Here is a 26956-nt window from a genome sequence, read left to right on the forward strand (position 1 = left end):
CGCGTTCAGTTCAGCGGGTCGACCGGTCGGTCGTCGCGCAGCTTGTCGATCTCGTCGGCAACCGCGATGCCGCGGTCGGTGATGATCCGTTCGAGCACGCGCACCCGCTGTTCGAGCCGCTCGGTATGCGCCGCATATTGCGCTGCCTTTTCGGCGGTTTGCACGCCCTGGATTTCCATCTGGCGCTCCTTGAGTTTCAGCCAGCGCTTGAACATGTCGCTCCCGATGCCGAGCACGACGGGGATGCCGACGACGATCGCGAAGAAGGCGATCATGTTGCTGTCCATTGGGCCTTCTCCTCAGTTCGCGGGGCCGCGCAGCCGCTCGATCTCCTGATCGAGCAGGTGGCCGCTGTCGGTGACGATGCGTTCGACGGTCGCGAGCCGGTCCTTCATCGAGCCAAGCTCGGCACGCAGTTGCGCGTTCTCCTGGCTCAGCAGTTTGACGCGTTCGATCGTCTCGTTGCTTGTCCTGGGATAGACCGCCTGGCCCCACGCGCCGTCGAGCGGATAGCCGTTCTTGATCCGCATCCAGGTGGTGAGTACCCAGCCGCCGATCGCAATCCCCATGATCATGAGGATGAGCGGCCCGAGACGCATGATGATGTCGGCAATGTCCATCGCGTGATCCTTCAGTTCGCGTCGCGCAGCGAGTCGATCTCGCGGGCGGTTCGTTCGGCCGGATCGGTGGCGATCCGCTCGAGCACCCGCAGCCGTTCCTCGAGCCGGCCGATCTGCCCGGTCAGGCGCTCGTTCTCGCTCGACAGCAGTTCGATCTTGCGCTCGGCATCGGGGCTCTCGCCGCGATACGATCGGCCGCGCTTGCGGTTCTCGTCCTCCAGTGGGTAGCCGTGCTTGGCGCGAACCCAGGTGCGAAAGGCATGCGAGGCGCTGATTGCGGCCACGACCCCCACCGGCACCATCCAACCCATATCCATTATCTTGTCTCCCCTATGTGCCGGGCGGTTCAGCGAAGCTGTTCGATCTCGTCGGCAAGGCGCGTGTTGCGGCTGGTGTACATCAGTTCGATGTCGGCGAGCCGGCGGTCGATGTCGCGAAACTTGGAGCGCACCTCGGCGGTCGAGCGGCGCGGATTGGTTCGCACGCCCTGCCAGAATTTGGTGTCCTCGGGCGAGGTGTAATAATGCTCGATCGGCTTCTTGGGGGCGAACCAGGCGGCGGCGATGTAACCGAGAAAGGCCCATCCGCTCGTCGCGAGCGTCAGCAGCACCATGCCGACCCGCACCAGCGTCACGTCGAGCCCGGTATAATCCGCGATCCCCGCGCACACGCCCAGCCATTTGCCGTTATGCTTGTCGAGATAGAATTGGGTGCGGCGGTCTGACATCTCAGTTCCTCCTCATGACGTCATAGTCTTCGAGCCGGCGCTCCTGCGCGGGCGGATCGAGCGGTTTCCAGTCGGGATGGTCGGCGGCGATGATTCGTTCGATCGTCGCAAGCCGATCCTCAAGCCGGCGGGCGGTGTAGTGCAGATCGTCGAGCAGCTTCTCGTCCTCGCCGGTCAATGACGGCGCCTGCTTCCACTTGGTGATGTAGTGGAGGAGGAGCCAGGGCAGTCCCACGACGATGCCGAGGATGCCCATCCACATCAAAAGATCAGCCATCGGCTCAATCCTCCTTGTTCATCTTGGCCTTCAGCGCCGCGAGATCGGCCTCGACCTTCTCGCTCGAGCGCAGTTCGGCGATCTCCTCGTCGAGTGTTTTCTGCGGCGCGCCCAGCGACAACGCATCGGCGCGGCCTTCGGCCATATCGACGCGGCGTTCGAGCACGTCGAAGCGTGAGAAGGCATCCTGCGTCTTGGGGCCGGCATAGATCTCGCGCATCCGCACGCGGTTGGTGGCGCTCTCCAGCCGGGTCTGAATCGAATTCTGCCGGTTGCGTGCTTCGCGCAGCTTGGTTTGCAGCTTGGCGATGTCTTCCTCCGACGCGCGCAGCGCGTCGTCGAGCACGGTGATCTCGGATTGGAGCTGCTCGCCCATGTCGGCGGCCTTCTGGCGCTCGATCAGCGCGGCCTTGGCGAGATCCTCGCGATCCTTCGACAATGCCAGCTCGGCCTTCTCGGTCCAGTTCTCCTGGAGCTTGTCGAGCTTCGCGATATGGCGGCGCATCTCCTTCTGGTCGGCGATGGTGCGCGCGGCGGACGCGCGGACCTCGACCAGCGTTTCCTCCATCTCGAGGATGATCATGCGGATCATCTTGGCCGGGTCCTCGGCCTTGTCGAGCAGATCGGTGAAGTTGGCGGCGATGATGTCTCGGGTCCGCGAAAAGATACCCATGTGGTGGTGCTCCTAGGTGAACGGGGTGCCGGGGCGGGGCAAGGGAAGGCCCGCCCCGGCGCGTCGGGTCAAGCGAGGGGGCTGACGACGACGCTATCGGAAGACGCTGCCGTCGTCACGTGGGCCGGGGCCACCGCGCCCAGCACGCAAGCGGTGCTGAAGACGAGGGTGCAGGCGACCGTGGCGACGGTGCGGGCGATGGTGTCAAACTTGAACATGGCGATTCTCCTGAACCTCTGATTGGGCCGCCGTGATGGCGTTGCCCTGTACTTTGCAGAAGCCGTGCCAAATGCCGGTTGAGCGAAAAAATCGCGCATTCCAGCCCTGTTTTATTCACACCATACACTTTCCATCTTGCCAACCCTTGGTGGAATACGCCAATGCTTGGCGATGGAACGAACCACCCAGGTCATCGGCCAATCAGGGGCCTTTCTCGACGCGCTCGAACGCGCCAGTCGCGCCGCCGCACTCGATCGGCCGGTGCTGGTGATCGGCGAGCGCGGTACCGGCAAGGAACTCGTCGCCGAACGCCTCCACCGGCTGTCGCCGCGCTGGGATCAGCCGCTGGTGATCATGAATTGCGCCGCACTTCCCGAAACGCTGATCGAGGCCGAATTGTTCGGGCATGAGGCGGGGGCCTTCACCGGCGCCACCAAGGCGCGTGCGGGCCGCTTCGAAGAGGCGCACGGCGGCACGCTGTTCCTCGACGAATTGGGGACGCTGTCGATGGCCGCACAGGATCGGCTGCTGCGCGCGGTCGAATATGGCGAGATCACCCGGATCGGCTCGTCGCGGCCGATCAATGTCGACGTGCGCATCGTCGCAGCGACCAACGAGCATCTGCCTGCCAAAGTCGCGGCGCACAGCTTCCGCGCGGACTTGCTCGATCGGCTGTCGTTCGAGGTCGTCACGCTGCCGCCCTTGCGCGCGCGCAAGGGCGACGTGATGGTGCTCGCCGATCATTTCGGGCGCCGCATGGCTTCCGAGATCGGCTGGGCAGACTGGCCGGGGTTCGGCGCCGAGGCGACCGACGCGCTGATCGAATATGGCTGGCCCGGCAATGTCCGCGAACTGCGCAACGTGATCGAGCGCGCGGTCTACCGCTGGGAACGCGAAGGCCCGATCGACGGAATCGAGTTCGATCCGTTCAAGTCGCCCTATCGGCCGGCCACGCGCGGCGAGGCGGATCGCGCCGCGCCGCCCGCCGCCGCTGCCGTCGAGCATGACCAGGGCGGGGAGGACGACCCCGTCACCGCGTGCGAGGAAGGTCCGTCGGATTTCAAATCGCGTGTGTCGCGCTTCGAACATCAGTTGCTCAAGCGCGCGCTGAGCGAAAACCGCTTCAACCAGCGTGCGACCGCCGAGGCGCTGGGGCTGACCTACGATCAGCTTCGTCACGCGCTGCGCCGCCACGATCTGCTCGGCGGCGCGAATTGAGTGTTTGATCCGTTCGGGCCGGGGCCGAATTTCGAATCAGCTTCCAAAAGAAAGCCCAGGGGGCCGGTTGCGTAACGACCTTCGCGGACCCATTTTGGTGCCCCGGCGTTGCCCACAGCGACACCCCCGATCATAACCAGGAGAAAAGCAATGGCTTTCGAATTGCCGCCGCTGCCGTACGATTACGGCGCGCTCGCGCCGACGATCAACGAGGAGACGATGAAGCTCCACCACGACAAGCATCACGCGGCCTATACGAATAATCTCAATGCCGGCGTCACCGAAGGCGGGCTTGAGGGCAAGTCGATCGAGGAAATTCTCGGCCAGGCGTCCAAGGTGTCGGCCAAGGTCCGCAACAATGGCGGCGGCTATTGGAACCATGATTTCTTCTGGAAGATCATGGCCGCGAACGGTGGCAGCCCCGCGGGCAAACTCGCCGATGCGATCGCCGAGTTCGGCGGGCTCGACAAGCTCAAGGAAGAATTCAACGCCAAGGGCGCGGGCCAGTTCGGTTCGGGCTGGGCGTGGCTGATCGCCGACAAGGCCGGCAAGCTCAAGATCACCTCGACCCCCAATCAGGATAACCCGTTGATGGATGCGGTTGCCGACAAGGGCACGCCGATCCTCGGCAACGACGTGTGGGAACACGCTTATTACCTCACCTACCGCAACGATCGCGGCGCCTATCTCAAGGCGTGGTGGGATGTCGTGAACTGGGATCAGGCGTCGAAGAATTACGCCGCCGCGCTCGCCTGATAGCCGATCATGCCGGCGAAGGCGGGCATCTTTCTCCGCGAGAGACTCCAGCCTTTGCTGGAGTGACGGTGGAATGGAAAGGGCTCCGGGCGACCGGGGCCTTTTTCGTCACCCCTCCGGCGGCAAATCCGTCACTGCCTTTTCCGCCACCGTCAGCCCGTGGCGCATCAGCATCGGCACGTTGGCGAGCGCGAACGCAAAGGTCAGGGGCAGCGCGCCCCACAATTTGAAGCCGACCCAGAAATCCCAGCTCGTCGATCGCCAGACGAGTTCGTTGAGCAACGCCATCGCCACGAAGAACAACGCCCAATTGCGCGTCAGCTTGCGCCAGCCGAGCGCGTTGAGCCCTGGATAGGCCGATCCAAGCAGCGCTTCGAGCAGCGGCCGCCCGGTCACCAGCCCGAACCCCAGGATACCGGCGAACATCGCGTAGAGAATGGTCGGCTTGACCTGGATGAACTTGGGATCGTGGAAATAGATCGTGAGCCCGCCGAACACGAGCACGAGCACGCCCGAAATCCACAGCATCGGCGAAATCCGCCCGAGCTTGATCTTCGAGACGATCAGTGCCGCGATCGTCGCCAGCACGAACGAAGCGGTCGCGAGAATGACGCGCGCGATCACCACCGCGCCGAGCTTGTCGACCCCCTCGAGGAACGGCGTTGCCCCCGCGACGATCCGCATCGCGACGCCGGCCGGCACCAGGAAATTGACCGCGAAGAACACCACCAGCGGCGCGTAATCCACCGCCATACGGATGCCCGGGGAATCGTCTTGTTCAGCTCGTTCAGTCATTCCACATCCTTGTTCCCCTGCGACAGCGGGGGGCCAGAGTCGCAAACGCAGCGCCTCTGATTCTGGGCTCCCGCTTTCGCGGGAGCGCTACCTCATTTCCTGACACCCTCGACCCCGGCGATGATCCGGGCCACCTCGTGCGCGTCGAACGGTCGGAAATCCTCGATTGTCTCGCCTACGCCGATCGCGTGGATCGGCAGCCCGAACTTCTCGGCAGCCGCCACCAGCACGCCGCCGCGCGCGGTGCCGTCGAGCTTGGTCATCACCAGCCCGGTCACGCCCGCGCTTTCCTTGAACACCTCGATCTGGCTCAGCGCATTCTGCCCGGTGGTCGCGTCGAGCACGAGCACCACGTCGTGCGGTGCGGCCGGGTTCAACCGTCCGAGCACGCGGCGCACCTTGGCGAGTTCGTCCATCAATTCGCGCTTGTTCTGGAGCCGCCCGGCGGTGTCGACGATCAGCACGTCGGTGCCCTCGGCAGTACCGCGCTTGACGCCTTCGTAGACGAGCCCGGCCGCGTCGCCGCCCTGTTCGCCGGAGACGATCGGTACGCCGATCCGTTCGGCCCACACCTTCAACTGCCCGATCGCGGCGGCGCGAAAGGTGTCGCCCGCGACGAGCATCACCGAATAGTCCTGTTCGGTCAGGAGATGTGCGAGCTTGGCGATCGTCGTCGTCTTGCCCGATCCGTTGACGCCGATGACGAGGATCACCTGCGGCCGCGGGAACGCCTCGATCTCGAGCGGCGTCGCTACCCTGGCGAGCGCCTTCTCGACCTCCTCGGCTACCACCAGCCGGATGCCCAGTTCCTCCATGTCGCGTTCGTAACTGCCCTCGGCGAGCCGCCCGCGGATGCGCGCCGCGGTCTCGGGGCCGAGATCGGACGCGATCAGCGCCTCCTCGATCTCGTCGAGCGTCGCCTCATCGAACCGCGCAAGCCCCAGTCCGGCGAGATTGCCCACCAATCGGTCGGACGTGCGCCTGAAGCCGCCGAGCAGCTTGTCATGCCACGATGCTTTGGTGCTCATTCGGTTTCCATTTCATCGTCATGCCGGACGTGTTCCGGCATCCAAGCTTCAACGGGCGATGACGCCGGTGGAGAGTTGGACCCCGGAACAAGTCCGGGGTGACGGGACATTTCACATGCCCGCCGGCCGAGAAGCATGTCGTCGGCGGCTCCAACAATCACCACCCGCTGAATGGTCCCCACTGCACATGCGCCGTCCAGCCGCACCTCGGCGAAATTCCCCGCATGGCCGCGATTCCCCGGCCGTTCGACCAGCACCTCCTGCGCGCTGCCGACCAACCCCGCCAGCCACCGCGCCCGCCGTTCCCCGGCCGCCGCGCGCAGCGCCGCCGCGCGGGCCTTGCGCACCTCGGGCGCCACCTGCGGCATCCGCGCGGCGGGCGTACCCGCGCGCTCCGAATAGGGGAAGATATGCGCGTGAACGATGTCGCAATCGTCGATCAGCGCGCGGCTGTTGGCGGCCATCGCCTCGGTTTCGGTCGGGAAGCCCGCGATCAGGTCTGCGCCGATCGCGATGTCGGGCCGCGCCGCCTTCAATCGCTCGACGATCGCCACCGATTGCGCGCGGCTGTGGCGTCGTTTCATGCGCTTGAGGATCATGTCGTCGCCCGCCTGCAACGACAGGTGGAGGTGCGGCATGATCCGCCGCTCCTGGGTCATCAGCGCGAACAGCCGGTCGTCGATCTCGATCGAATCGAGCGACGACAGCCGCAGCCGGTCGAGCCTCGGCACATGCCGGAGAATGCGCTCGACGAGTTGGCCGAGGCTCGGCGCGCCCGGCAGATCGGGGCCGTAGCTCGTCAAATCCACACCGGTCAGCACCACCTCGCGGTGCCCCGCGTCGACCAGCGCCGCGATTCCGTCGATCACCGCGCCGGCGGGCACCGATCGGCTGTTGCCGCGGCCGAAGGGAATCGCGCAGAAGGTGCAGCGATGGTCGCACCCATTCTGCACCTCGACGAAGGCGCGGGTCTGGTCGGCAAAGCGCGCGGCAAGATGCGGCGCGGTCTCGCGCACGCGCATGATGTCGCCGACGACGACCGGTGCGGCAGCCTTCCAAGCTGAATACGTGAGCTTCTCGGCATTCCCGATCACGCGGGTCACCTCGGGCATCGCCGCGAAGCTCGCCGGATCGATTTGCGCCGCGCACCCCGTCACCGCGATCCGTGCCCCCGGCCGGCGGCGGTGCGCCTGCCGGATCGCGGCGCGCGTCTGCTTGACGGCGGCGTTGGTCACCGCGCACGAATTGACGACGATCACGTCGTCGTCGCCAAGAAGCTGGCGGATCGTCTCGCTTTCCGCGATGTTCAGCCGACAGCCCAGCGTGATGATCTCGGGCTCAGGCATGGCAGGGAAGGGCCTTCATGGCGGACGATCTAGGGATACAGCCGGGCGAAGTCCACGGATTGGCGGAGGCGGTGCTCGCCTTCTGGCTCGACGAGGTTCCCGCCGACAAGCGTTTCGCCAAAGATGCCGCACTCGACGCCGTGATCAAGGCGCGTTTCGGTGTGCTTCTCGAAACGCTGATCCGCGCCGATGCCAGGGGCTGGCGCGACGATCCGCGCACCTTGCTCGCGGCCGTCATCGTGATCGATCAGTTCTCGCGCAACATCCATCGCGGGCAGGCGCAGGCGTTCGCCGCCGATCCGCTCGCTCTATCGCTGACCAAACACGCGATCACGCGCGGCTGGGATGTGGGCATGACGGTGACCGAGCGCCAGTTCGTCTACATGCCGATGATGCACGCCGAGGATCGCGCGGTGCAGCAGCGCAGCCTGCATTATTTCGCGACGCTCGACGATGATTTCATCTTCGGTTTCGCGAAGGACCATGCCGACGTCATCGCCCGCTTCGGCCGCTTCCCCTCGCGCAACGCCGCGCTCGGGCGCGTCTCGACGCCCGAGGAGGAGACCTATCTCAACCGGCCTGACGCCGGCTGGTGACGGCGGGGCTGTCGGCCCCTTGCGCGGTTGCCGCCGCGGACGCGATCAGACGGCGCTCGGCGAGCAGCTTGCGCACATTGGTGCGGTTGAGCGGCCGGCCGTAGAGCCAGCCCTGGCCGCGTGCGCAGCCCAGCGCGAGCACGCGCTCGGCGATCGCCTTGTCCTCGATGCCCTCGGCGGTGATCGGCAGGTTGAGGCTTTCGCCCAGCCGCGCGATCGCGCCGACGATCGCGGCGCTCTCGGCATTGTCGTTGATCGAGGTGACGAAGCTGCGGTCGATCTTGATGCGGTCGAACGGCAGCGCGCGCAGATGCGCCAGCGAGCTGTAGCCGGTGCCGAAATCGTCGAGCGCAAGGCTGATGCCCTGGTTCTTGAGGCTGCCGACGATCGACTGCGCGAGCGCCAGATTCTCGAACAGCGCGCTTTCGGTGATCTCGACTTCGAGCCGCGCGGCCGGATAGCCCGTCTCGGTGAGCAATTTGATGATCTTCTGCGCAAGCCAGGGATCGCGAAGCTGCCACGGCGAAATGTTGATCGAGAGACTCAGCGACGAATCCCAGTCGCGCGCGGCGAGCAGGGCCTGCCGCGTCACCGACAGCGACAGATCGGCGATCATCCCGGTTTCCTCGGCGATCGGGATGAACTGTTCGGGCGCGATCAGCCCGCGGTGCGGATGCTCCCAGCGCGCGAGCACTTCGAAGCCGTGGAGCCGCCCGGTCGCGAGATCGATCTGCTGTTCGAAATAGGGGACGATCTCCTGGCGCGGGATCGCAGCGCGCAAACCGGTCTCCAGTTCGTTTCGCGCGTGCAGTTCGCGCTCCATCGAGGCGTCGAACCAGGCATAACGGTTCCGGCCGGCTTTCTTGGCGGCGTACATCGCGATGTCGGCGCTGCGCAGCAGGCCGTCGATCGAGGCGCAATCGAAATCGGATCGCGCGACGCCGAGCGACGCACTGACGTGGAAATGCACGCCGTCGATCGCGATCGGCTCGGCGAGCCGCGACACCATCCGCTCGGCCATCCGCTCGACGGTGTCGGGATGATCGGGGTCGAACAGCATCGCGCAGGCGAATTCGTCGCCGCCGAAGCGTGCGGCCAGCGCACCGGAGGGCAGTAGGTCGCCGATCTTGGCGGCGACGCATTTGAGCAGCGCGTCGCCCGCCGCGTGGCCGTGCATGTCGTTGATCGTCTTGAAATGATCGAGGTCGAGCAGCAGCAGCGCCAGCGCCTTCTGGCGTCGCTGCGCCTGCGCGAACAGCATCGCCCCCTGTTCGGTCAGTGAGCGTCGGTTGAGAAAACCCGTCAGCGGGTCGCTCGCCGCCAGCGCGTGCGCGCGTTCTTCGGCGGCGGTCCGCGCGCCAAGCTCGTGCGCCAGCGCCGTGTGGCGGCGCCAGCCGAACAGGATCAGCGCGACGTTGAGGATCAGTGCGACCGTCAGCGCACGCTCGGGCGGGGCGCCGTCGTGCGCATAGGCCGCCACGATCCGTGACAAAGCGGCGCCGCCCACCGCCAAAAACAGCAGGATGGCGGCGATGGTGACGGTCGGCGTCACGATGTCGCGGCCACGCCGGTGCGGCAGCGCCCCGATCTCCATCGTCTCGATCGCCATATTTCGACGTCCCCCTGTCGAACCGGCCGCGCTTGTCCCACATCAGGCGTGTAGAAGGCGTTAAGAGCTGTTTGGGAAATCGCGGAAGGGCGATTTCCGAAGCGGCACCGGCCCGCTCCCCCACCCGGTCACCCAATGCGATTATCCTATGGGTGGCCGGGTGGGGGAGTGGGCCGGTGCCGCCATGCGCCGAAAGGCGCATTTCGAAACGGGCGCTAAGGCGATCGGCCGGTTGCGCACAGGGTGGCTTTGCGCTATCGGGCGCGCCGAACGTTCCATCGAGGAGCGAAGGCACCCGTCCCATGTGGGCGACGCCGGCCGACGAGGTTTCGTCCGCCGGCGTGTTTTGCGTTGGCGGCCTTCGTGTTCTCGCGGAACGGATTGGAGTTGGTATGTTCGATAGCTTGAGCGACAGGCTTGGCGGTGTTTTCGATCGGTTGCGCGGCCGTGGCGCGCTGACCGAGGCGGACGTGCGCGCCGCGATGCGCGAAGTGCGCGTCGCCTTGCTCGAAGCGGATGTTGCGCTCCCGGTCGCCCGCGATTTCGTCGATCAGGTCACCGAAAAGGCGATCGGCCACAACGTGCTGCGCTCGGTCACGCCGGGGCAGCAGGTCGTCAAAATCGTCTCCGACGCACTCACCGAGATGCTCGGGTCGGATCAGTCCGATCTGCTGCTCGACGTTACCCCGCCGGCGGTCGTGATGATGGTCGGGCTGCAAGGCTCGGGCAAGACGACCACCGCTGCCAAGATCGCGAAACGCCTCAAGGAAAAGGACCGCAAGAAGGTCTTGATGGCGTCGCTCGACGTCAACCGCCCCGCCGCGCAGGAACAGCTTGCGACGCTGGGCACGCAGACCGAGGTCGCGACGCTTCCGATTGTTGCGGGCCAGCGCCCGGTCGAGATCGCCAGCCGGGCGATGCAGGCGGCGAAGCTCCAGGGCTATGACGTCCTGATCCTCGACACCGCCGGCCGCCTCCACGTTGATCAGGCGCTGATGGACGAGATGAAGGCGATCGCCGACGTCTCCAATCCCGCCGAAATCCTTCTCATCGTCGATTCGCTGACCGGCCAGGACGCCGTCAACGTCGCGCAGAGCTTCTCGGATCAGGTGCCGCTCACCGGCGTCGTCCTCACCCGGCTCGACGGCGACGCGCGCGGCGGTGCCGCGCTCTCGATGCGCGCCGTCACTGGCAAGCCGATCAAATTCGCCGGCACCGGCGAGAAACTGGACGCGCTGGAGGCGTTCCACCCGCAGCGCATCGCCGGGCGCATCCTCGGCATGGGCGACGTCGTCAGCCTTGTCGAGAAGGCCGCGGAATCGATCCAGGCCGAAGATGCCGAGCGGATGGCGGCCAAGCTCGCCAAGGGCCAGTTCGACATGAACGACCTGCGCGGGCAATTGGCGCAGATGCGCCGGATGGGCGGTCTCGGCGCGCTCGCGGGCATGATCCCCGGCATGAAGAAGGCGCAGGCCGCGATGGCCTCGGGCGCGGTCGACGAGAAGATCCTCGTCCACATGGACGCGATGATCGGCTCGATGACGGTCAAGGAGCGTGCAAAACCCGCGCTGATCAACGCCAAGCGCAAGATCCGTATCGCCAAGGGATCGGGCACGACGGTGCAGGAGGTCAACAAGCTCCTCAAGATGCACCTCGAAATGTCCAACGCGATGAAGAAGATCCGCAAGATGGGCGGCCTCAAGGGGCTGCTCGGGATGATGGGAAAAGGCGGCATGGGGGGCGTGGGCAATCAGCTCGGCGGCCCCGAACTGGGCGATATGATGAAGGGTATGGACGCGGGCCTTCCGGGCCTGCCCAATGGCCCGAAGAACATGCCGAACGTCCCGCCCGGCTTTCAGAATTTCATGAAGAAGAAATGAGGCAACCAGCCTTTCAAGACCGACATCACAACCAGAGATAGACCCCGGCCTCCGCTGGGGTGACGAATAAAAGAAGGAAGAAGGTACACAATGGCACTCAGCATTCGTCTGTCGCGCGGCGGCTCCAAGAAGCGTCCCTATTATCGCATCGTCGTCGCCGACGCGCGCAGCCCGCGCGACGGCCGCTTCATCGAGCGGATCGGAAATTACAACCCGCTTCTCGCCAAGGACGACGAGAAGCGCGTCCAGCTCGACACCGATCGCGCCAATCATTGGCTCAGCGTCGGTGCGCAGCCGACCGATCGCGTCGCGCGCTTTCTCGACGCGGCGGGCGTGCGTGAGCGCGCCGCGCGCAACAACCCCAAGAAGGCCGAGCCCGGCGAGAAGGCCAAGGAGCGCGCCGAGGAGCGGGCCGAGAAGCTGAAGGCGCAGCAGGAAGCCGAAGCCGAGGCCAAGGCGGCCCCCGCGCCAGCGGTCGAAGAGGCGCCCGCCTCTGAGGCCGAAGCGGCCGTCGAAGCCGAAGCCGCCGAGGCCGAAGCCGTCGTCGCCGCCGAGGTCGAAGCCGCGACCGCAGAGCCCACGCCCGAGGCCGAGCAGGTCGCCGAGGCGGTGGCCGAAGAGACTCCGGCCGTCGAGGCGCCCGCTGCCGAGGAGGCTCCGGCCGCCGAAGCCGCGGCCGAAGAAAAGCCCGCCGAGGCCTGATCTCAATTCCCCTCCCGCCTGCGGGAGGGGGTAGGGGAGGGCGTGTTGCAATGCCTTCGCAGCAATCGACACCGCCGTCCCCGACTCCTCCCGCAGGCGGGAGCGAAGATCGCCCCGTCACGCTGGCCGCCGTCATCGGCGCGCACGGCGTGACGGGCGAGGTCCGGCTGAAGCTCTTCACGGACGATCTCACCCCCTATCGCGCGTTCAACAATGGCGCGCTGACGCTCACATCGGTGCGGGTCGGCCCCAAGGGGGCGATCGGGCGCTTCGCCGAGATTACCGATCGCACCGCCGCCGAAGGACTGCGCGGCACCGCGCTCACCGTCCCGCGCGCGTCGCTCCCGCCGCTCGGCGAGGGCGAATATTATCATGCCGATCTGGTTGGCCTGCCCGTCGTCACCGATGCGGGCGTGCCCGCCGGCAGGATCGTCGCGGTCGAGAATTTCGGCGCCGGCGATCTGATCGAGGTCGAGGATGCCACCGGCCGTCGCGTGCTCGTCCCCGTCACGGTCGCCGACATCGGCGCCACCGCGATCGTCCCCGCCGCTTTCCTCGAATAATCGCCCGTCACCCCAGGCTTGTTCCGGGGGCCAACGTGCCGCGCGCGTAGACATCCCGGTTTTATAGATTCCCCGACCCGTTCGCCCTGAGCTTGTCGAAGGGTGGTTCTTCTTTCGACCCCACAAGGGGGAGAACGCTTTCCTCCATCCCGCCGCGCGCGCGTCATATTCGCGTGAAAGCCAGGAAAATCGTCGCCCGAACTGATCCCGGCAAAAACTTTCGTTCCGCTCTTGTTCTTAGAGAACAAACGCGATACACAATGCTTCACATTGAACGCATCACGCGATTGCTCTAGCGACGGGAGCCTTTCCAATGGCAGCGAACTTGAAGGTCATCGACACCGGCATGGCAACAGCGAATTCGGACAGGCAGAAGGCGCTCGACGCCGCGTTGGCGCAGATCGACCGCGCGTTCGGCAAGGGCTCGGCGATGAAGCTCGGCTCGAAGGAGACGATGCAGGTCGAATCGATCTCGACCGGCAGCCTCGGGCTCGACATCGCTTTGGGCGTCGGCGGTTTGCCGCGCGGCCGCGTGATCGAGATCTACGGCCCTGAAAGTTCGGGCAAGACGACGCTCGCGCTCCACGTCATCGCCGAGGCGCAGAAGAACGGCGGCACCGCCGCGTTCGTCGATGCCGAACACGCGCTCGATCCGGTCTACGCCAGGAAGCTGGGCGTCGATATCGACGAACTGATCGTGTCGCAGCCCGATACCGGTGAACAGGCGCTCGAGATCGTCGATACGCTGGTGCGCTCGAACGCGATCGACGTGCTTGTGGTCGATTCGGTTGCGGCGCTGGTGCCGCGCGCGGAAATCGAAGGCGAGATGGGCGACAGCCATGTCGGCCTTCAGGCCCGCCTCATGTCGCAGTCGCTGCGCAAGCTCACCGGCTCGATCAGCCGCTCGCGCTGCATGGTGATCTTCATCAACCAACTCCGCATGAAGATCGGCGTGATGTACGGCAATCCCGAGACGACCACCGGCGGCAACGCGCTCAAATTCTACGCTTCCGTCCGTCTCGACATCCGCCGCACCGGCCAGATCAAGGATCGCGACGATATCGTCGGCAATTCGACGCGGGTGAAGGTCGTCAAGAACAAGGTCGCCCCGCCGTTCAAGCAGGTCGAATTCGACATCATGTATGGCGAGGGTATCTCCAAGATCGGCGAAGTTCTCGATCTCGGCGTCAAGGCCGGACTGGTCGAGAAATCGGGATCGTGGTTCAGCTACGACAGCGTCCGCATCGGCCAGGGCCGCGAGAACGCCAAGGTCTTTCTCAAGGAAAACCCGGAAATGGCCGATCGGCTCGAAAAGGCGATCCGTGGGCACACCGACAAGGTCGCCGAAGAGATGATGACCGGCCCCGATGCCGAGGATGACGATCGCTGAGCCAACTTGATTCGTATCGCGACGTATTCGCGTCGCACGCATGGAAAGGCCCGCCTTTGGCGGGCCTTTCGACGTTTCGGGGCCAAGGCGTTATCCCGTGGGACCGTCGACTTGGTCGACTTTGAAAGGGAAGCGATCACGCGATCTCGCCGCTCCCGATATTCTTGATTAACCTCTTATGTTGACGCACGATCGTGAAAAATGGGGGGATGATATGAACGAGCAACCACCAAGTATCTGGGGCATGGATCGCGCATCGATCGAACAAACTCTTGTCGAAGGCAGGTCACCGAAGCGCGAATATACGGAAAATGACAAAATCGCGATTCGGGCGGTGCTGGATCAGCCGGATTTTGACGAAATGGCTGAGGAGAAGCGTGCAGCGGCCTTCCAGCGAATGCATAACGTCATCGCAGGCCGAGATGAGCAACCTTCAATGGCATCTGGATCGTCGTCGATGGTGACGACAGGCTGGATCGTCCTTGTAATATCCGCTGTGCTGATAGTGTATGCTGCATGGGGATACGACACAGCTATCCATTCGGATTCCAATTTTATCGGGGGGACGTTCATCCCTTCGCGCGATACAATCAACATCGGTTTGCTTCAAAACCAATTGATGATGTTTCAAGCGGGGCTCGTCGGCATTCTGAGCGGCGTAATCCTGTTGGCGATCAACACGGTTCGCGGCCAGTGACGATCATCGTCCATCATCTCGAAAATTCGCGCTCGCAGCGGGTGCTGTGGTTGCTCGAGGAACTCGGTCTGCCTTATGAGGTCCGCCGCTACGAACGCGATCCGAAGACGATGCTCGCTCCGCCGGCGCTCGCCCGTGTCCACCCGCTCGGCAAGGCGCCGGTGATCGTCGATAGCGATGCGGACGACCGCGTCGTCGCGGAGACGGGAGCGATCCTCGAATATCTCGTCGAGAAAGGCGACGGCCGCCTCGGCGCGCCCGCGCACCACGAATCGGCGCTGCGCTACCGCCACTTCCTCCATTACGCCGAAGGCTCGCTGATGCCGCCGCTGCTCGTCAAGCTCGTGCTCGGCCGTGTGCCCATGTTCGGCAAAACGGCGCAAAAACGCTTCCAGCCGATGATCGACGTTCATCTCGATTATGTCGAAGCCGAGCTGGCGTCGCACCCGTGGTTCGCGGGCGATGCCATGACCGCCGCCGACATCATGATGAGCTTCCCGCTCGAAGTCGCGCGCCACCGCGCCGGGCTCGATGCGCGTCGCCCGGCGACCATCCGCTGGCTGGAGACGATCCATGCACGGCCCGCCTACCAGGCCGCGCTCGCCGCCGGGGGACACTATGCCTATGCGTAATGGGGGTGTGCCTGCTAGGGGAGCGCTCGCGCAATAAACGTACGTGAAATGTCATCGGGCCGGAAGCGGGAAGCCCGGCCACAATAGCGAAGGGAGAGAGCATGGACGCTGCCGAATCGGCAACCGAACGGCGTGGGCTTTCGCTGCAATATCAGATGCTGATCGGGTTCGTGATCGGTCTTCTCGCCGGGCTCGCGGTGCATGTCGGCGCGGCCGACGCGCCGTGGGTGGAGGTGATCACCTCTTATGTCACCGGCCCGATCGGTCAGGTGTTCCTGCGCCTGCTGTTCATGTTGGTGATCCCGCTGCTGTTTTCGGCGCTGGTCGTCGGGATCGCCGAGATGGGGGAGATCCGCTCGCTCCGCCGCGTCGGCCTGCGCACGCTAGGCCTCACCGTCGTCGTCTCGACGATCGCGGTGGTGGTGAGCATCGTGCTCGTCAATCTGCTGCGCCCCGGCTATGGCGTCGATCCCGTGCTTGCACAGGCGATGCTGGCCGATGCCGGCCCCGGCGCGCACGCCATTCTCGCCCGCACCGGCGAGACGCCCTCGGGGATCGAGGCGGTGCTGGCGATCGTGCCCTCGAACGTCGTCGGCGCGATGGCGGGGAACGATATCCTCGCGGTCATGTTCTTCGCCCTGTTTTTCGGCATCGGTATCGTGCTGACGCAGGATCGGCCCGAAGTGCAGACGCTCAAGCGCGCGATCGAGGGCGTGTTCGAGGTCGCGATGCGGCTCATCAACATCGTCATCCGCCTCGCGCCGCTGGCGGTGTTCTGTTTCATGTTCAACCTCGCCGCGCTGTTCGGCTGGGATCTGCTCGTGCGCCTGTCCGCATTTGTCGGCGTGGTGCTGGCGGCGCTCGGCGTGCAGATGTTCATCGTCTTCCCGTTGTTGCTCATCGTGCTTGCCCGGCGGTCGCCGATCGCTTTCTTCCGCGATACGCAGGAAGCATCGGTGATGGCGTTCTCGACCGCGTCGTCGAACGCGACGCTGCCCACCTCGCTGCGGGTCGCGGATACCGAGCTGAAGCTGCCCCGCAAGGTGGCGCGCTTCGTCCTCACCATCGGGGCGACCGCGAACCAGAACGGCACTGCGATGTTCGAGGGTGTCACCGTCCTCTTCCTCGCCCAGTTCTTCGGCGTCGAATTGACGCTGGCGCAGCAGTTCATGGTGATGCTCGTGTGCATCCTCGGCGGTATCGGCACGGCGGGCGTGCCGGCGGGATCGCTGCCGGTGGTCGCGCTCATCCTGGGCATGGTCGGGGTACCGCCGGCGGGCATCGGCCTCGTCCTCGGTGTCGACCGCTTCCTCGATATGTGCCGCACGACGCTCAACGTCATCGGCGATCTGGTGCTGGCCACGATCGTTTCGGCGGGCGAGCCCCAGACCGATCGGCAAGGCATGGTGGAGGAGGGCGCATGATGCGTGTATCGCGTCGAACCGTGATTGCCGGCGCCGCGGCGATGCCGCTCATCGCGCGCGCGGGCATACTCCGCGCCGCCGAGCCGGACCTCTCCGAACTACGATCGATCACCGGCGCCGCGCGCCCGATCGACGCGGACGAACGCGCGCGTCGTCTGTCCCGCGCACAGGCGCTCATGAAGGCCAACAACATTGGCGCAGTGGTGATCGAGCCGGGATCGTCGATGATCTATTTCACCGGCGTGGAATGGTGGCGCAGCGAGCGGCTGACCGCCGTCGTACTCCCGGTCGAAGGCAAGCCGTGCATCGTCACGCCGTTCTTCGAAGAGCCGTCCGTCCACGAAACGCTCGCCGTACCGGCCGACATACGCGTATGGCAGGAGGATGAGGATCCGCTCGCGATCGTCGCGGGTTTCCTGTACGATCGCAAACTTGCCACCCAACCAATCGCGATCGAGGAGAGCGTGCGCTTCTTCGCGTTCGACGGATTGCGCAAGGTGCTACCCGAGGCGCGACTGGTCTCCGCCAATCCGGTCGTGCGTGGATGCCGGATGATCAAGACGCCGGCCGAATTGGCGCTGATGCAGATCGCGACCGACGTGACGATCGCCGCCTATCGCTGGCTCCATCCCCGCATCGAAAAGGGGATGCGCCAGCAGGACGTCTCCGCGCTGATGAGCGCCGCGACGAAGAAGCTCGGCGGCAGCCCCGAATTTTCGATGTGCCTGATCGGCGAATCGGCCGCCTATCCGCACGGCTCGAAACAGCCGCAGACGGTCGATGCGGGCCGGATCGTGCTGATGGATTGCGGCTGCACCGTCCACGGTTACCAGTCGGATGTGTCGCGCACCTGGGTTCATGGCGGTGGCGCGAACAGCGAACAGCGCATTGTGTGGGATCGGGTCCGTCGCGGCCAGCAGATTGCGTTCGAAGCAGCGCAGATCGGTGCCCCCGCGGGCAGCGTCGACGATGCGGTGCGTCGGTATTACGAAAGTCTCGACTACGGCCCCGGTTACAAGTTGCCGGGGCTATCGCACCGCACCGGTCACGGCATCGGCCTCGACGGGCACGAGCCGGTCAACCTCGTCCGCGGGGAGACGACGAAGCTCGCCCCGGGCATGTGCTTTTCGGATGAACCAGGCATCTATATCCCCGGCAAGTTCGGGGTGCGGCTGGAAGATTGTTTCCACATGACCGAGGCGGGGCCACGCTGGTTCTCACAGCCGCCGGCCTCGATCGACCGCCCGGTGGGTTAAGCTACGCCGCGCTCGAACAGGCAGAGCGCGAACATCGGCGCGGATCGAGCGGGGCCGCGATAGCGGGCCGTAGGGGCGAACCACGGCCCGCTGAGCGGATACACCTCCATAATCCGTTCGGTCTGCCGTCCCTCGCAGCCATGCTGTGCGACGGCGAGCCGCCACCGCGTCGGTGTATCGATGCCCGGGAGCGCGCGGACGCCCGATACAAGGGCGAGCGCGCGGCGGCTAGTGGTGTCGATCGCGATCGCGCCGGTATGCGCGGCGACGATGCGGGCGGCGGGTGTGTCGGCGCGCAGCATCGTCGGCTGGCGCGCGATGGTGGCCAGGGCGATCACGAGCAAGACTGCTAGCGCCACAAGCACGGCGGCATCGGCGCGCATCGCAAGCGATCGCGGCGAGAGCGCGCCGATCGCCAGCGCCGCCGCCGCCGCGAGCGGGAGGAACATCCGCGGCAGCGGGTCGATCGCGAGCACGTAGATCAGGATCGCGCTCGCTCCGAGGGCCGCGATCAGCAGCCGGGTCGCCGCGAGCGCGTGTGGTCGCGGCACAGCGCGGCGCCGTGCGATGATCAGCACCGCCGCCGCCATCAGCGTCGGCCCGATCATCGCGTGGGCGAGCAGATTGATCACCGGGTTGATCGTCCAGTGCACGTCGATGCCGCTCACGGGGCGCCAACCGGCAATGACCGCGGGATTGAGCAACGGCCCCCGGCTCACATCGACGCCGGCGGCAAGCGCTGTCGACGGCACTGCGGTATGGTGCAGGGCGATCGCATAGCGCGCCAGCGGATCGCCGAACATCGCGGTGAACGCCGCCATCTCGACCGCTATCGGCGCGACGAAGCCTGGCACGGCCCAGAATAATATCCGCCGGGTTTCGCGATCGGCGCACAGAAAGGCGGCGCCGGCGACAATGATATAGGCAAACCCCGTCTCGCGGCTTTGCACGGCCAGCGCCAGCATCACGCCTGCGAACAAGGCGGCGGATCTCGATCGGTGATCGCTTGCGGCAATCGAGGCGGCGAGTGCGGCAAGAAGGAAGGTCAATTCGACGATGTCGATATTGGGGTGCAGCAGCGATAACCCGACCATCGGCGTCGCGAGGAACGCAATTCCGGCGATCAGGCTCGCGGCGGTGCCGAACAGCCTCAGCGCGAGGTGGCGGATAAGAGCCACCGCGGCGAGACTGTACACAAGCGGCACCAGCCCGACGATCAGCCGCGACTCGCCGAGCAGGCCGATCGCGATCGAAAGCGGCGCGATCAGCGGCCAGCGCGTCGCCCAGTGCTGCGTCGGCACGCACGGCCCGTGCGCCACCCAACATCGTGCCGCCTCCAGATATTGCCAGTCGTCGGTGCCACCACCGATGAAACCACGCGGATTGATGGCAAGGATCAGGCCGACGAAACCCAGCAGAATCAGCCCGTCGCGCGGGACGCGAAGTGAGCGACGCGAGACGGGCATGGTGTCGTGGAATGGGAAGGGGCGGGCGATTGCCATGCCCGTCGTCTAGCGCGGTTTGGCTAAGCCTCGCTTAATGCGCATCGCCGGCTTTGTGTCGCCTTGCTCGCGTGCGTCACTCCGCCTAGATCGCACATCATGACCTCTACCAACGACATCCGCCGCTCGTTCCTCGATTATTTCGCAGGCACTGGCCACACCAAGGTGCCGTCTGCGCCGCTCGTGCCGCAGAACGATCCGACCCTGATGTTCGTCAATGCCGGCATGGTGCCGTTCAAGAACGTCTTCACCGGGCTTGAGACGCGTCGTTATTCGACCGCTACCTCGGCGCAGAAATGCGTGCGCGCGGGCGGCAAGCACAACGATCTCGACAATGTCGGCTATACCGCGCGCCACCACACCTTCTTCGAGATGATGGGGAATTTCTCGTTCGGCGATTATTTCAAGGATCAGGCGATCACCCACGCGTGGACGCTGCTGACCAAGGAATGGGGCCTGCCCGCCGAAAAGTTGACCGCGACCGTCTATCACACCGACGACGAGGCGTTCGATCTCTGGAAGAAGATTTCGGGACTCCCCGAAAGTCGCATCATCCGCATCGCGACCAAGGATAATTTCTGGGCGATGGGCGAGGATGGGCCGTGCGGTCCGTGCTCGGAAGTCTTCTACGATCATGGCGACCATATTCCCGGCGGCCCTCCCGGAAGCCCGGACGAGGATGGCGATCGCTTTGTCGAGATCTGGAACCTCGTCTTCATGCAGTACGAGCAGGAAGCGGGCGAGATCACCGGCAATTTGCCCAAGCCCTCGATCGATACCGGCATGGGGCTCGAGCGTGTCGCCGCGGTGATGCAGGGCGTGCACGACAATTACGATACCGACACGTTCAAGGCGCTGATCGCCGAATCGGGTGCGCTCACCCACACCGCGACCGCCGGCGCAAACCAGGCGAGCCACCGCGTGATCGCCGATCACCTGCGTTGCTCGGGCTTCCTGGTGGCGGACGGCGTGCTGCCGGCGAACGAGGGCCGGGGTTATGTGCTCCGTCGCATCATGCGCCGCGCGATGCGCCATGCCCATCTTCTGGGCGCCAAGGAGCCGTTGATGTACCGGCTGGTGCCGGCGCTGGTCGCCGAAATGGGGGTGGCCTATCCCGAATTGATCCGCGCCCAGCCGCTGATCGAGGCGACGCTGCAACAGGAGGAAACGCGCTTCCGCCAGACGCTCGACAAGGGGTTGAAGCTGCTCGACGAAGCGACGGCCGGGATGAAACCCGGCGAGACGTTGCCCGGCGAAACCGCGTTCAAACTCTACGATACCTATGGCTTTCCCTACGATCTGACCGAGGATGCGTTGCGTGCGCATTCGTTTCAGGTCGATCGCGAAGGTTTCGAGGCGGCGATGGCCGAGCAGCGTCGCGCGGCGCGGGCGGCATGGAAGGGATCCGGCGACAAGGCATCGGACGAGTTGTGGTTCGATCTCGTCGAGGAAAAGGGCGGCACCGAATTCGTCGGTTATACGTCCGAACAGGGTGAGGGTGAGATCATCGCGATCGTCAGAGACGGCGCGCGCGTTGATCGCGCTGCCGTGGGCGACACGGTCGATATCGTCACCAACCAGACGCCCTTTTACGGCGAAAGCGGCGGCCAGGTGGGTGACGCTGGCATCTTTAGTAACGACGACGGATTGCGAGCCGTTGTTACCGATACGAAGAAGTATCTAGGCCGGGTCTGGGCGCATCGCGCGACGATCGAGGCGGGCGCCGTCGGGGTTGGTGATCCGATACGGATGGAGGTCGATCCCATCCGCCGCGCCGCGATCCGCGCCAACCATTCGGCGACGCACCTGCTTCATGCGGCGCTGCGTGCCCATCTGGGCACCCATGTCGCGCAGAAGGGCAGTCTCGTCGCGCCCGATCGGCTGCGGTTCGATTTTTCGCAGCCCACCGCGGTCGAGGCGGCGGCGCTGGCTGAGATCGAAAGCGACGTCAACGCCTATATCCGCCAGAACGACGCCGTTGAGACGCGGCTGATGACCCCCGACGAGGCGATCGCCGAAGGCGCGATGGCGCTGTTCGGCGAGAAATATGGCGATGAGGTGCGCGTCGTTTCGATGGGGCGCACCGGCGGCGATAACGCACCGATCTACAGCCTCGAATTGTGCGGCGGCACGCATGTCGCCTCGACGGGCGATATCGGCCTGTTCAAGGTGGTGAACGAAGGCGCGGTGTCGTCGGGCGTCCGCCGGATCGAAGCGTTGACCGGGGACGCCGCGCGGCGCTGGTTCGAGGCGCGCGACGAGAAATTGCGCGAGACCGCGGCGGTTCTCAAAGCCGCGCCCGATGAGGTGCCCGCGCGTGTCGCGGCGCTGGTCGAGGAGCGCAAGCGGCTGGAGCGCGAGCTTGCCGAGGCGAAGAAGGCGCTCGCGCTCGGCGGCGGCGCGAGCCAGGCCGCCGGCCCCGAGCAGGTCGGCGGCGTGGGTTTTCTGGCGCAGGTGGTCGAAGGGCTCGACCCCAAGGGGCTGCGCGGTGCGGTCGACGAGATGAAGGCCCGCGTCGGGTCTGGGGTCGCGATGCTGGTCGCGGTCAACGACGGGCGTGCTTCGGTCGCGGTTGGGGTCACCGACGATGTCGTGGCGACGGCAAATGCGGTCGCACTGGTCCAGAGCGCGGTGGCGGCGCTGGGCGGCAAGGGCGGCGGCGGGCGGCCTGATATGGCGCAAGGCGGCGGCCCCGATGGCGCCAGGGCGGACGATGCGGTCGCGGCGGTGCGGGCGGTGCTGGAGCAGAACGCGCTGGCGGCGTGATGCGCCCCCGGCGGAAGGTCAGGCGAAGGTGAGCCCAACGATGGGCGGTTTGCGCTACTTCGCCGCCGCCTCCACTGCCGGCCCGGTCCAGCCGCCCGCCGTCGCGACATAGAGCCGTGCAACGTTCAAATATTGGCGTGCCTGCGCATCCACCATCGCCGAGCGTGCGCGCTGATAGAGCCGCTCACTTTCGAGGATCTGGAGAACGCCGGAATTGCCGACCTCGAAGCTGCGGCGGGAGAGGTGCAGCGACCGCTCTGCGACGTCGATCGATTCGCGCTGGTTGGCGACCGAGCGGGCGTCGCTGTCGAGCGCCTGGAGTAGATCCGCGACTTGCCCGAACGCCTCGAGGACCGTCTGCTGATATTGCGCCTGTGCCGCCTCGGCCGCGCTGATCGCGGCGCGCTTCTCGGCGTTCAGCGTGCCGCCGTGGAAGATCGGTGCGGTCAGCCCGGCGAAGATGTCGAACCCGCGAAACGCGCTGCTGAAGACGTCGCCCAACTTCGGTGAACCCTGGGTCACCGTCGCGCCGAGCGTGATGTCGGGATAGAGCCTGGCGGTCGCGACGCCGATTGCCGCGGTCGCAGCGTGCAATTCGGCCTCGGCCTGAAGGATATCGGGGCGCTTGTGCACCAGTTCGGACGGCAACGTCACGGGCACGTCGCCGGGAAGCGTGAAATCGGCGAGGTTGAACTCGGTCGGCCCCAGCTCGGCCGGCGTCACCCCGATCAGGATCGCGAGCAGGTGACGCGCCTCGGCAAGCTCTTGACCAAGCTGTGGAATTTCGCCGCGATCGGCCTCGTACTGGCTCTGTGCGTTGAGCACTTCGACCAATGTGCCTTCGCCCGCCTTGCGGCGTTTTTCGGTGAGATCGACGTTGCGCTGGTCTTCCTTGAGCAGTGCATCGGCGGTGTCGATCCTGTCGCGGATCGCCGCGATCGTCAGCACCTGGTTGACGACGCGGCCGGCGATCGAGAGGTGCGCCGCCTCGGTCTGGCGGCGCTGCGCCTCGGCCTTCGCGGCGGCCTGTTCGACCGCACGCTTCTTGCCGCCGAACAGGTCGAGATCGTACGATACGCCGCCGCCCACCGAATAGAGGTTGAATTCGGGGTTGCCGGTATCGGATTCGAAACCGAACGCGGCGAGATTGGGTTGCTGGCGCTCGATTCGGGCATTGGCATCAACCTGCGGCAGCCGCTTGCCCGCCGCCGCGTTCACTTCCTCGATCGAGGCCCGCAGCGTCGCGTTGCTCGCGGCGAGGCTGTAATTGTTGGCGATCGCGCGCGCCACCAGCGCGTCGAGATCGGCCGAGCCGAACGCGGTCCACCAGCGGACCGCCGGGCCTTGGCCCGTCTGGGCGACGGGGCCGGGGGCCGGCGTGCCGGCGGGATCGGAAGGCGAGCGATAGGCGGTCGCCGAGGGCGCGTCGGGGCGCTCGAAATCGGGGCCGGAGACGCAGCCGGCGAGGATCGAGCCCGCGGCGAGCGCGGTGAGGAGAGGGCGAAACGAAGGGCGGGTCATCGGATCAGTCCATGTGCATCACGGGTTGCTCGCCGGCCTGTTTGCGCGGCGGCCGCATCAGGAGAATGAGCGGGGAAATCAATATGATGACGACGAACAGCGCGTAGAAGGCATCGATATACGAGACCATGCTCGCCTGCCGCGTGATCTCGTCGTTGATCTTGAGCAGGCCTTCGAGCGAGGAGAAATCGAGCCCCGGCATCGCCTTTGCGACGTTGGGATTGTCGGGCCGCACGGTCTCGACCAGCCGCGAATGCACGGTGGCGGCGTTGCGGATCGTCATCGCCTGCAACACCGAAATGCCGATCGACGACCCGATATTGCGGATCAGCGTGAACATCGCGGTGCCTTCGTTGCGATATTTGGGCGCCAGGGTCGCGAAGGCGATCGTCGACAGGGGCACGAAGATGAGGCCGGTGCCCAGCCCCTGGATGAAGCCCGAATGCACGACGAGGCTTTCGTCCATGTCGAGCGAAAAGCCCGCCATCATGTACGTCGACCAGGCGACGAGCACCATGCCGGCCCCGATCAGGATACGGGCGTCGACCCGCTTGATGAGTTGGCCGACGAGGATCATCGAGATCATCGTCCCCATGCCGCGCGGCGCGGTGACGAGGCCGGTCAGCATCACCGGATAGCCCATCAGCTCCTCTAGCATCGGCGGCAGCAGCGCGAGCACCGCGAAGATCAGCACGCCGAGAAAGAAGCCGAAGAGCGAACCGAACAGAAAATTCCTGTCCTTGAACAGCGCGAGATCGATGAAGGGGTTCTTCGCGGTCAGCGTGTGGACGACGAACAGGTAGAAAAAGAGCACCGAGAGCGCGCATTCGACCACGATTTCGGTCGATGAGAACCAGTCGAGTTGCTGCCCGCGATCGAGCATCAACTGCAACGATCCGATGCCCAGCGCGAGCATCGCGAAGCCGAACGCGTCGAGCCTGATGCGGGTGGCGTTCTTGGTCTCACCCAGAAACAGCGTCAGCCCGAAAAAGGCGAGCACGCCCACGGGCAGGTTGATGTAGAACACCCAGCGCCAGGTGAAATTGTCGGTCAACCAGCCGCCGAGCGCGGGGCCGATGATCGGCCCGAGGATCGCGCCCATGCCCCAGATCGCCATCGCCGGGCCGTGGCGTTCGGGCGGATTGATGTCGAGCAGGATCGCCTGGCTCATCGGCACGAGCGCCGCGCCGAAAATGCCCTGGAGCAGCCGGAAACCCACGAGTTCGCTCAGGTTGGTGGCGATGCCACACAGCCCCGATGCGATCGTGAAGCCGATGATCGAGATCTGCATCAGCCGCTTGCGCCCGAACCGGCCGGCGAGCCAGCCGGTGAGCGGCGTCATGATCGCGGCGGCGACGATGTACGAGGTCAGCACCCAGGTGATCTGATCGGGCGAGGCCGACACGCTGCCGCGCATGTGCGGCAACGCGACGTTGGCGATGGTCGAATCGAGCGAGTTCATCACCGTCGCCGCCATCACCGAGGCGGTGATGAACCGCCGCGTGGTGTTGTCGGGATAGGCGTCGGTCATCGTGCGGGTGTCGTCGGCGCCTTGTCGGGGCCGAACAGGCGCCGTTGATGGCCGGTGTCGACCGTCGCTTCCACCGACAGGCCGGCATGAAGCGGTATGTCAGCAGGCGGATCGTCGATCGTGATCTCGACCGCGAGCCGCTGGACGACCTTGACCCAGTTACCGGTCGCATTTTCCGCCGGGAGCACCGAGAAGCTGTTGCCGGTGCCGGGGCTGAAGCTCGAAAGGTGCCCCTTGAGGTCGAGATCGGGAAAGGCGTCGATCGCGATCGTCGCGGGCTGGCCCAGGCGCATGTAGCGCAACTGGTTCTCCTTGAAGTTCGCCTCGACCCAGATGCGGTTGCCGACCAGCGTGAACACGGGTTTGCCCGCGGTCACGTAATCGCCGGTCTGCAACTGATCGACCTTGGCGACGATCCCGTCCTGCGCCGCGCGCACCACGGTGTAGCCGAGGTTGAGGCGCGCGCGTTCGAGCGCCGCTTGTGCTTGGGCGAATGCGGGCTGGCGATCGATGGGTGCATCGACGCTGCCCGTCAGTTGCGCCGCCACGCTCTGATTCGCCTGGCGGGTGTTGAGAATCGCGCTGCGGGCGTTCTGCGCCGCGAGCACGGCCTGATCGTACTGGTTCTGCGACGAAATCCCCTCGGCCAGCAATTCCTTCTGGCGCGCGGCCTCGCGCTCGGCATAGCGCAGCTTGTCCTCAGCGGCGGTCAGTTCGGCCTGGCCCTGCCGGTAATTGGCGCGCAGCGAGGCGACGCCCGTGCGCGCGCCGGCGACCGCGGCTTCGGCCTCGTCGACAGCGGCCTGATACGGCGCCGGATCGATCCGGAACAGCACGTCGCCCTTCTTCACCCGCTGGTTGTTGCGCACCTCAACCGCGATCACGCGGCCGGGAATATTGGGGCTCACCGATATCTGGCCCGATTGCAGATAGGCGTTGTCGGTCGTCTCGTACCGGCCGCCATGCAGATAGAAGGCAAGCCCGCCGAGCAACAGCACGAGCGGCCCGAGCAGCAGCAGCGCGGTGCGCAGGCGGCGGCGCGGCGCGCGATCGGGTTCGGCGTCCCCGGCTTCGTCGCCGACGATGAATTCGTCGCCGACGACATCGTGCCCCTCGATCTGAGGATCATCCGTGCCGGGACGGGAGGGCTGGTCGAACGAATGCGACATCTCTGTCACGACAATTCCCTGTTGAGGCTTTGCGAAGGGCGGTTGGGCTGCGCTACGAT

26 protein-coding genes and 1 pseudogene are annotated in these 26956 nt (G+C 65.6%); 12 read left to right on the forward strand and 15 right to left on the reverse strand.

What is annotated here, in order from left to right:
- Nucleotides 1-5 precede the first annotated feature (5 nt).
- The 7 genes from DFR49_RS00785 to DFR49_RS21800 all read right to left on the reverse strand — a co-directional run bounded on the left by DFR49_RS00785 (nt 6) and on the right by DFR49_RS21800 (nt 2515).
- A complete protein-coding gene (locus DFR49_RS00785; RefSeq protein ID WP_211325782.1) occupies nt 6-287 on the reverse strand; it encodes a hypothetical protein in 282 nt (93 codons plus the stop codon).
- Between the two features lie 12 nt (nt 288-299).
- A complete protein-coding gene (locus tag DFR49_RS00790; RefSeq protein ID WP_119035198.1) occupies nt 300-599 on the reverse strand; it encodes a hypothetical protein in 300 nt (99 codons plus the stop codon).
- A 32-nt stretch (nt 600-631) separates the two neighbouring features.
- Complete coding sequence (locus tag DFR49_RS00795) at nt 632-931, reverse strand: hypothetical protein (protein WP_119035199.1); 300 nt, start codon at nt 929-931, stop codon at nt 632-634.
- Nucleotides 932-966: 35 nt separating this feature from the next.
- Entirely contained in the window at nt 967-1347 is a 381-nt protein-coding gene (gene pspC / locus DFR49_RS00800) for an envelope stress response membrane protein PspC (protein WP_119034156.1), read from the reverse strand.
- 1 nt (nt 1348) lies between these two features.
- Nucleotides 1349-1624 carry an envelope stress response membrane protein PspB gene (pspB, locus tag DFR49_RS00805; protein ID WP_119034157.1) on the reverse strand — a complete coding sequence of 92 codons (276 nt, stop codon included), beginning with the start codon at nt 1622-1624 and terminating at the stop codon, nt 1349-1351.
- Nucleotides 1625-1628: 4 nt separating this feature from the next.
- Nucleotides 1629-2297 (reverse strand): phage shock protein PspA, encoded by a 669-nt coding sequence (pspA, locus tag DFR49_RS00810; protein WP_119034158.1) that lies wholly within the window; start codon nt 2295-2297, stop codon nt 1629-1631.
- 68 nt (nt 2298-2365) lie between these two features.
- Nucleotides 2366-2515 (reverse strand): hypothetical protein, encoded by a 150-nt coding sequence (locus tag DFR49_RS21800; RefSeq protein ID WP_170150884.1) that lies wholly within the window; start codon nt 2513-2515, stop codon nt 2366-2368.
- A gap of 172 nt (nt 2516-2687) precedes the next feature.
- Here DFR49_RS21800 and pspF point away from each other — a divergent pair, with 172 nt between their 5' ends.
- Both pspF and DFR49_RS00825 read left to right on the forward strand, forming a co-directional pair.
- Nucleotides 2688-3734, forward strand: coding sequence for a phage shock protein operon transcriptional activator (gene pspF, locus DFR49_RS00820; protein ID WP_119034160.1), 1047 nt, complete (start codon nt 2688-2690; stop codon nt 3732-3734).
- A 150-nt stretch (nt 3735-3884) separates the two neighbouring features.
- Complete coding sequence (locus tag DFR49_RS00825; RefSeq protein WP_119034161.1) at nt 3885-4490, forward strand: superoxide dismutase; 606 nt, start codon at nt 3885-3887, stop codon at nt 4488-4490.
- A 108-nt stretch (nt 4491-4598) separates the two neighbouring features.
- Here DFR49_RS00825 and DFR49_RS00830 read toward each other — a convergent pair whose 3' ends face one another.
- From DFR49_RS00830 to mtaB, 3 genes are all read right to left on the reverse strand, one after another.
- Nucleotides 4599-5285 carry an inner membrane-spanning protein YciB gene (locus DFR49_RS00830; protein ID WP_245968181.1) on the reverse strand — a complete coding sequence of 229 codons (687 nt, stop codon included), beginning with the start codon at nt 5283-5285 and terminating at the stop codon, nt 4599-4601.
- Between the two features lie 92 nt (nt 5286-5377).
- On the reverse strand, nt 5378-6313 hold the full coding sequence (ftsY, locus tag DFR49_RS00835) for a signal recognition particle-docking protein FtsY (protein ID WP_119034163.1): 936 nt from the start codon (nt 6311-6313) through the stop codon (nt 5378-5380).
- The gene (gene mtaB / locus DFR49_RS00840; RefSeq protein ID WP_119034164.1) at nt 6310-7659 is read right to left on the reverse strand and encodes a tRNA (N(6)-L-threonylcarbamoyladenosine(37)-C(2))-methylthiotransferase MtaB; all 1350 of its coding nucleotides are present in this window, start codon (nt 7657-7659) and stop codon (nt 6310-6312) included. The genes ftsY and mtaB overlap by 4 nt, the downstream gene beginning before the upstream one ends.
- Before the next feature lie 17 nt (nt 7660-7676).
- Between mtaB and DFR49_RS00845 the strand changes: the two genes are divergently transcribed.
- Nucleotides 7677-8255: a DUF924 family protein gene (locus tag DFR49_RS00845; protein ID WP_211325783.1), complete on the forward strand. Its 579-nt coding sequence runs from the start codon at nt 7677-7679 to the stop codon at nt 8253-8255.
- On the opposite strand, the gene DFR49_RS00850 is transcribed toward DFR49_RS00845, so the two are convergent.
- Entirely contained in the window at nt 8230-9864 is a 1635-nt protein-coding gene (locus DFR49_RS00850; protein ID WP_119034165.1) for a putative bifunctional diguanylate cyclase/phosphodiesterase, read from the reverse strand. The genes DFR49_RS00845 and DFR49_RS00850 overlap by 26 nt on opposite strands.
- Before the next feature lie 392 nt (nt 9865-10256).
- On the opposite strand from DFR49_RS00850, the gene ffh reads away from it, so the two are divergent.
- From ffh to DFR49_RS00885, 8 genes and pseudogenes are all read left to right on the forward strand, one after another.
- Nucleotides 10257-11744 (forward strand): signal recognition particle protein, encoded by a 1488-nt coding sequence (gene ffh, locus DFR49_RS00855; protein ID WP_119034166.1) that lies wholly within the window; start codon nt 10257-10259, stop codon nt 11742-11744.
- Nucleotides 11745-11834: 90 nt separating this feature from the next.
- Nucleotides 11835-12302 (forward strand): annotated as a pseudogene (rpsP, locus tag DFR49_RS00860) (30S ribosomal protein S16); the annotation flags it as partial.
- 194 nt (nt 12303-12496) lie between these two features.
- On the forward strand, nt 12497-13009 hold the full coding sequence (gene rimM, locus DFR49_RS00865; protein WP_119034169.1) for a ribosome maturation factor RimM: 513 nt from the start codon (nt 12497-12499) through the stop codon (nt 13007-13009).
- 313 nt (nt 13010-13322) lie between these two features.
- On the forward strand, nt 13323-14399 hold the full coding sequence (gene recA / locus DFR49_RS00870; RefSeq protein WP_119034170.1) for a recombinase RecA: 1077 nt from the start codon (nt 13323-13325) through the stop codon (nt 14397-14399).
- Between the two features lie 214 nt (nt 14400-14613).
- Nucleotides 14614-15096, forward strand: a complete 483-nt coding sequence (locus DFR49_RS21805) for a hypothetical protein (protein WP_170150885.1) — start codon at nt 14614-14616, stop codon at nt 15094-15096.
- Nucleotides 15093-15728 (forward strand): glutathione S-transferase family protein, encoded by a 636-nt coding sequence (locus DFR49_RS00875; protein ID WP_170150886.1) that lies wholly within the window; start codon nt 15093-15095, stop codon nt 15726-15728. The genes DFR49_RS21805 and DFR49_RS00875 overlap by 4 nt, the downstream gene beginning before the upstream one ends.
- 101 nt (nt 15729-15829) lie before the next feature.
- Complete coding sequence (locus DFR49_RS00880; protein ID WP_119034172.1) at nt 15830-17152, forward strand: dicarboxylate/amino acid:cation symporter; 1323 nt, start codon at nt 15830-15832, stop codon at nt 17150-17152.
- The gene (locus tag DFR49_RS00885; protein WP_425454923.1) at nt 17152-18408 is read left to right on the forward strand and encodes a M24 family metallopeptidase; all 1257 of its coding nucleotides are present in this window, start codon (nt 17152-17154) and stop codon (nt 18406-18408) included. The genes DFR49_RS00880 and DFR49_RS00885 overlap by 1 nt, the downstream gene beginning before the upstream one ends.
- Here the strand turns inward: DFR49_RS00885 and DFR49_RS00890 are convergent.
- On the reverse strand, nt 18405-19910 hold the full coding sequence (locus DFR49_RS00890; RefSeq protein WP_119034174.1) for an ArnT family glycosyltransferase: 1506 nt from the start codon (nt 19908-19910) through the stop codon (nt 18405-18407). The genes DFR49_RS00885 and DFR49_RS00890 overlap by 4 nt on opposite strands.
- 99 nt (nt 19911-20009) lie before the next feature.
- Between DFR49_RS00890 and alaS the strand changes: the two genes are divergently transcribed.
- The gene (gene alaS / locus DFR49_RS00895; RefSeq protein WP_119034176.1) at nt 20010-22676 is read left to right on the forward strand and encodes an alanine--tRNA ligase; all 2667 of its coding nucleotides are present in this window, start codon (nt 20010-20012) and stop codon (nt 22674-22676) included.
- Between the two features lie 54 nt (nt 22677-22730).
- On the opposite strand, the gene DFR49_RS00900 is transcribed toward alaS, so the two are convergent.
- The 3 genes from DFR49_RS00900 to DFR49_RS00910 are packed head-to-tail and all read right to left on the reverse strand — an operon-like array spanning nt 22731 to nt 26897.
- Nucleotides 22731-24197 carry an efflux transporter outer membrane subunit gene (locus tag DFR49_RS00900; RefSeq protein ID WP_119034178.1) on the reverse strand — a complete coding sequence of 489 codons (1467 nt, stop codon included), beginning with the start codon at nt 24195-24197 and terminating at the stop codon, nt 22731-22733.
- Nucleotides 24198-24201: 4 nt separating this feature from the next.
- Complete coding sequence (locus DFR49_RS00905; protein WP_119034179.1) at nt 24202-25728, reverse strand: DHA2 family efflux MFS transporter permease subunit; 1527 nt, start codon at nt 25726-25728, stop codon at nt 24202-24204.
- Entirely contained in the window at nt 25725-26897 is a 1173-nt protein-coding gene (locus tag DFR49_RS00910; RefSeq protein WP_119034180.1) for an HlyD family secretion protein, read from the reverse strand. The genes DFR49_RS00905 and DFR49_RS00910 overlap by 4 nt, the downstream gene beginning before the upstream one ends.
- Between the last annotated feature and the right edge of the window lie 59 nt (nt 26898-26956).

The sequence above is a fragment of the Hephaestia caeni genome (assembly GCF_003550065.1).
GTDB lineage: Bacteria > Pseudomonadota > Alphaproteobacteria > Sphingomonadales > Sphingomonadaceae > Sphingomonas > Sphingomonas caeni_A.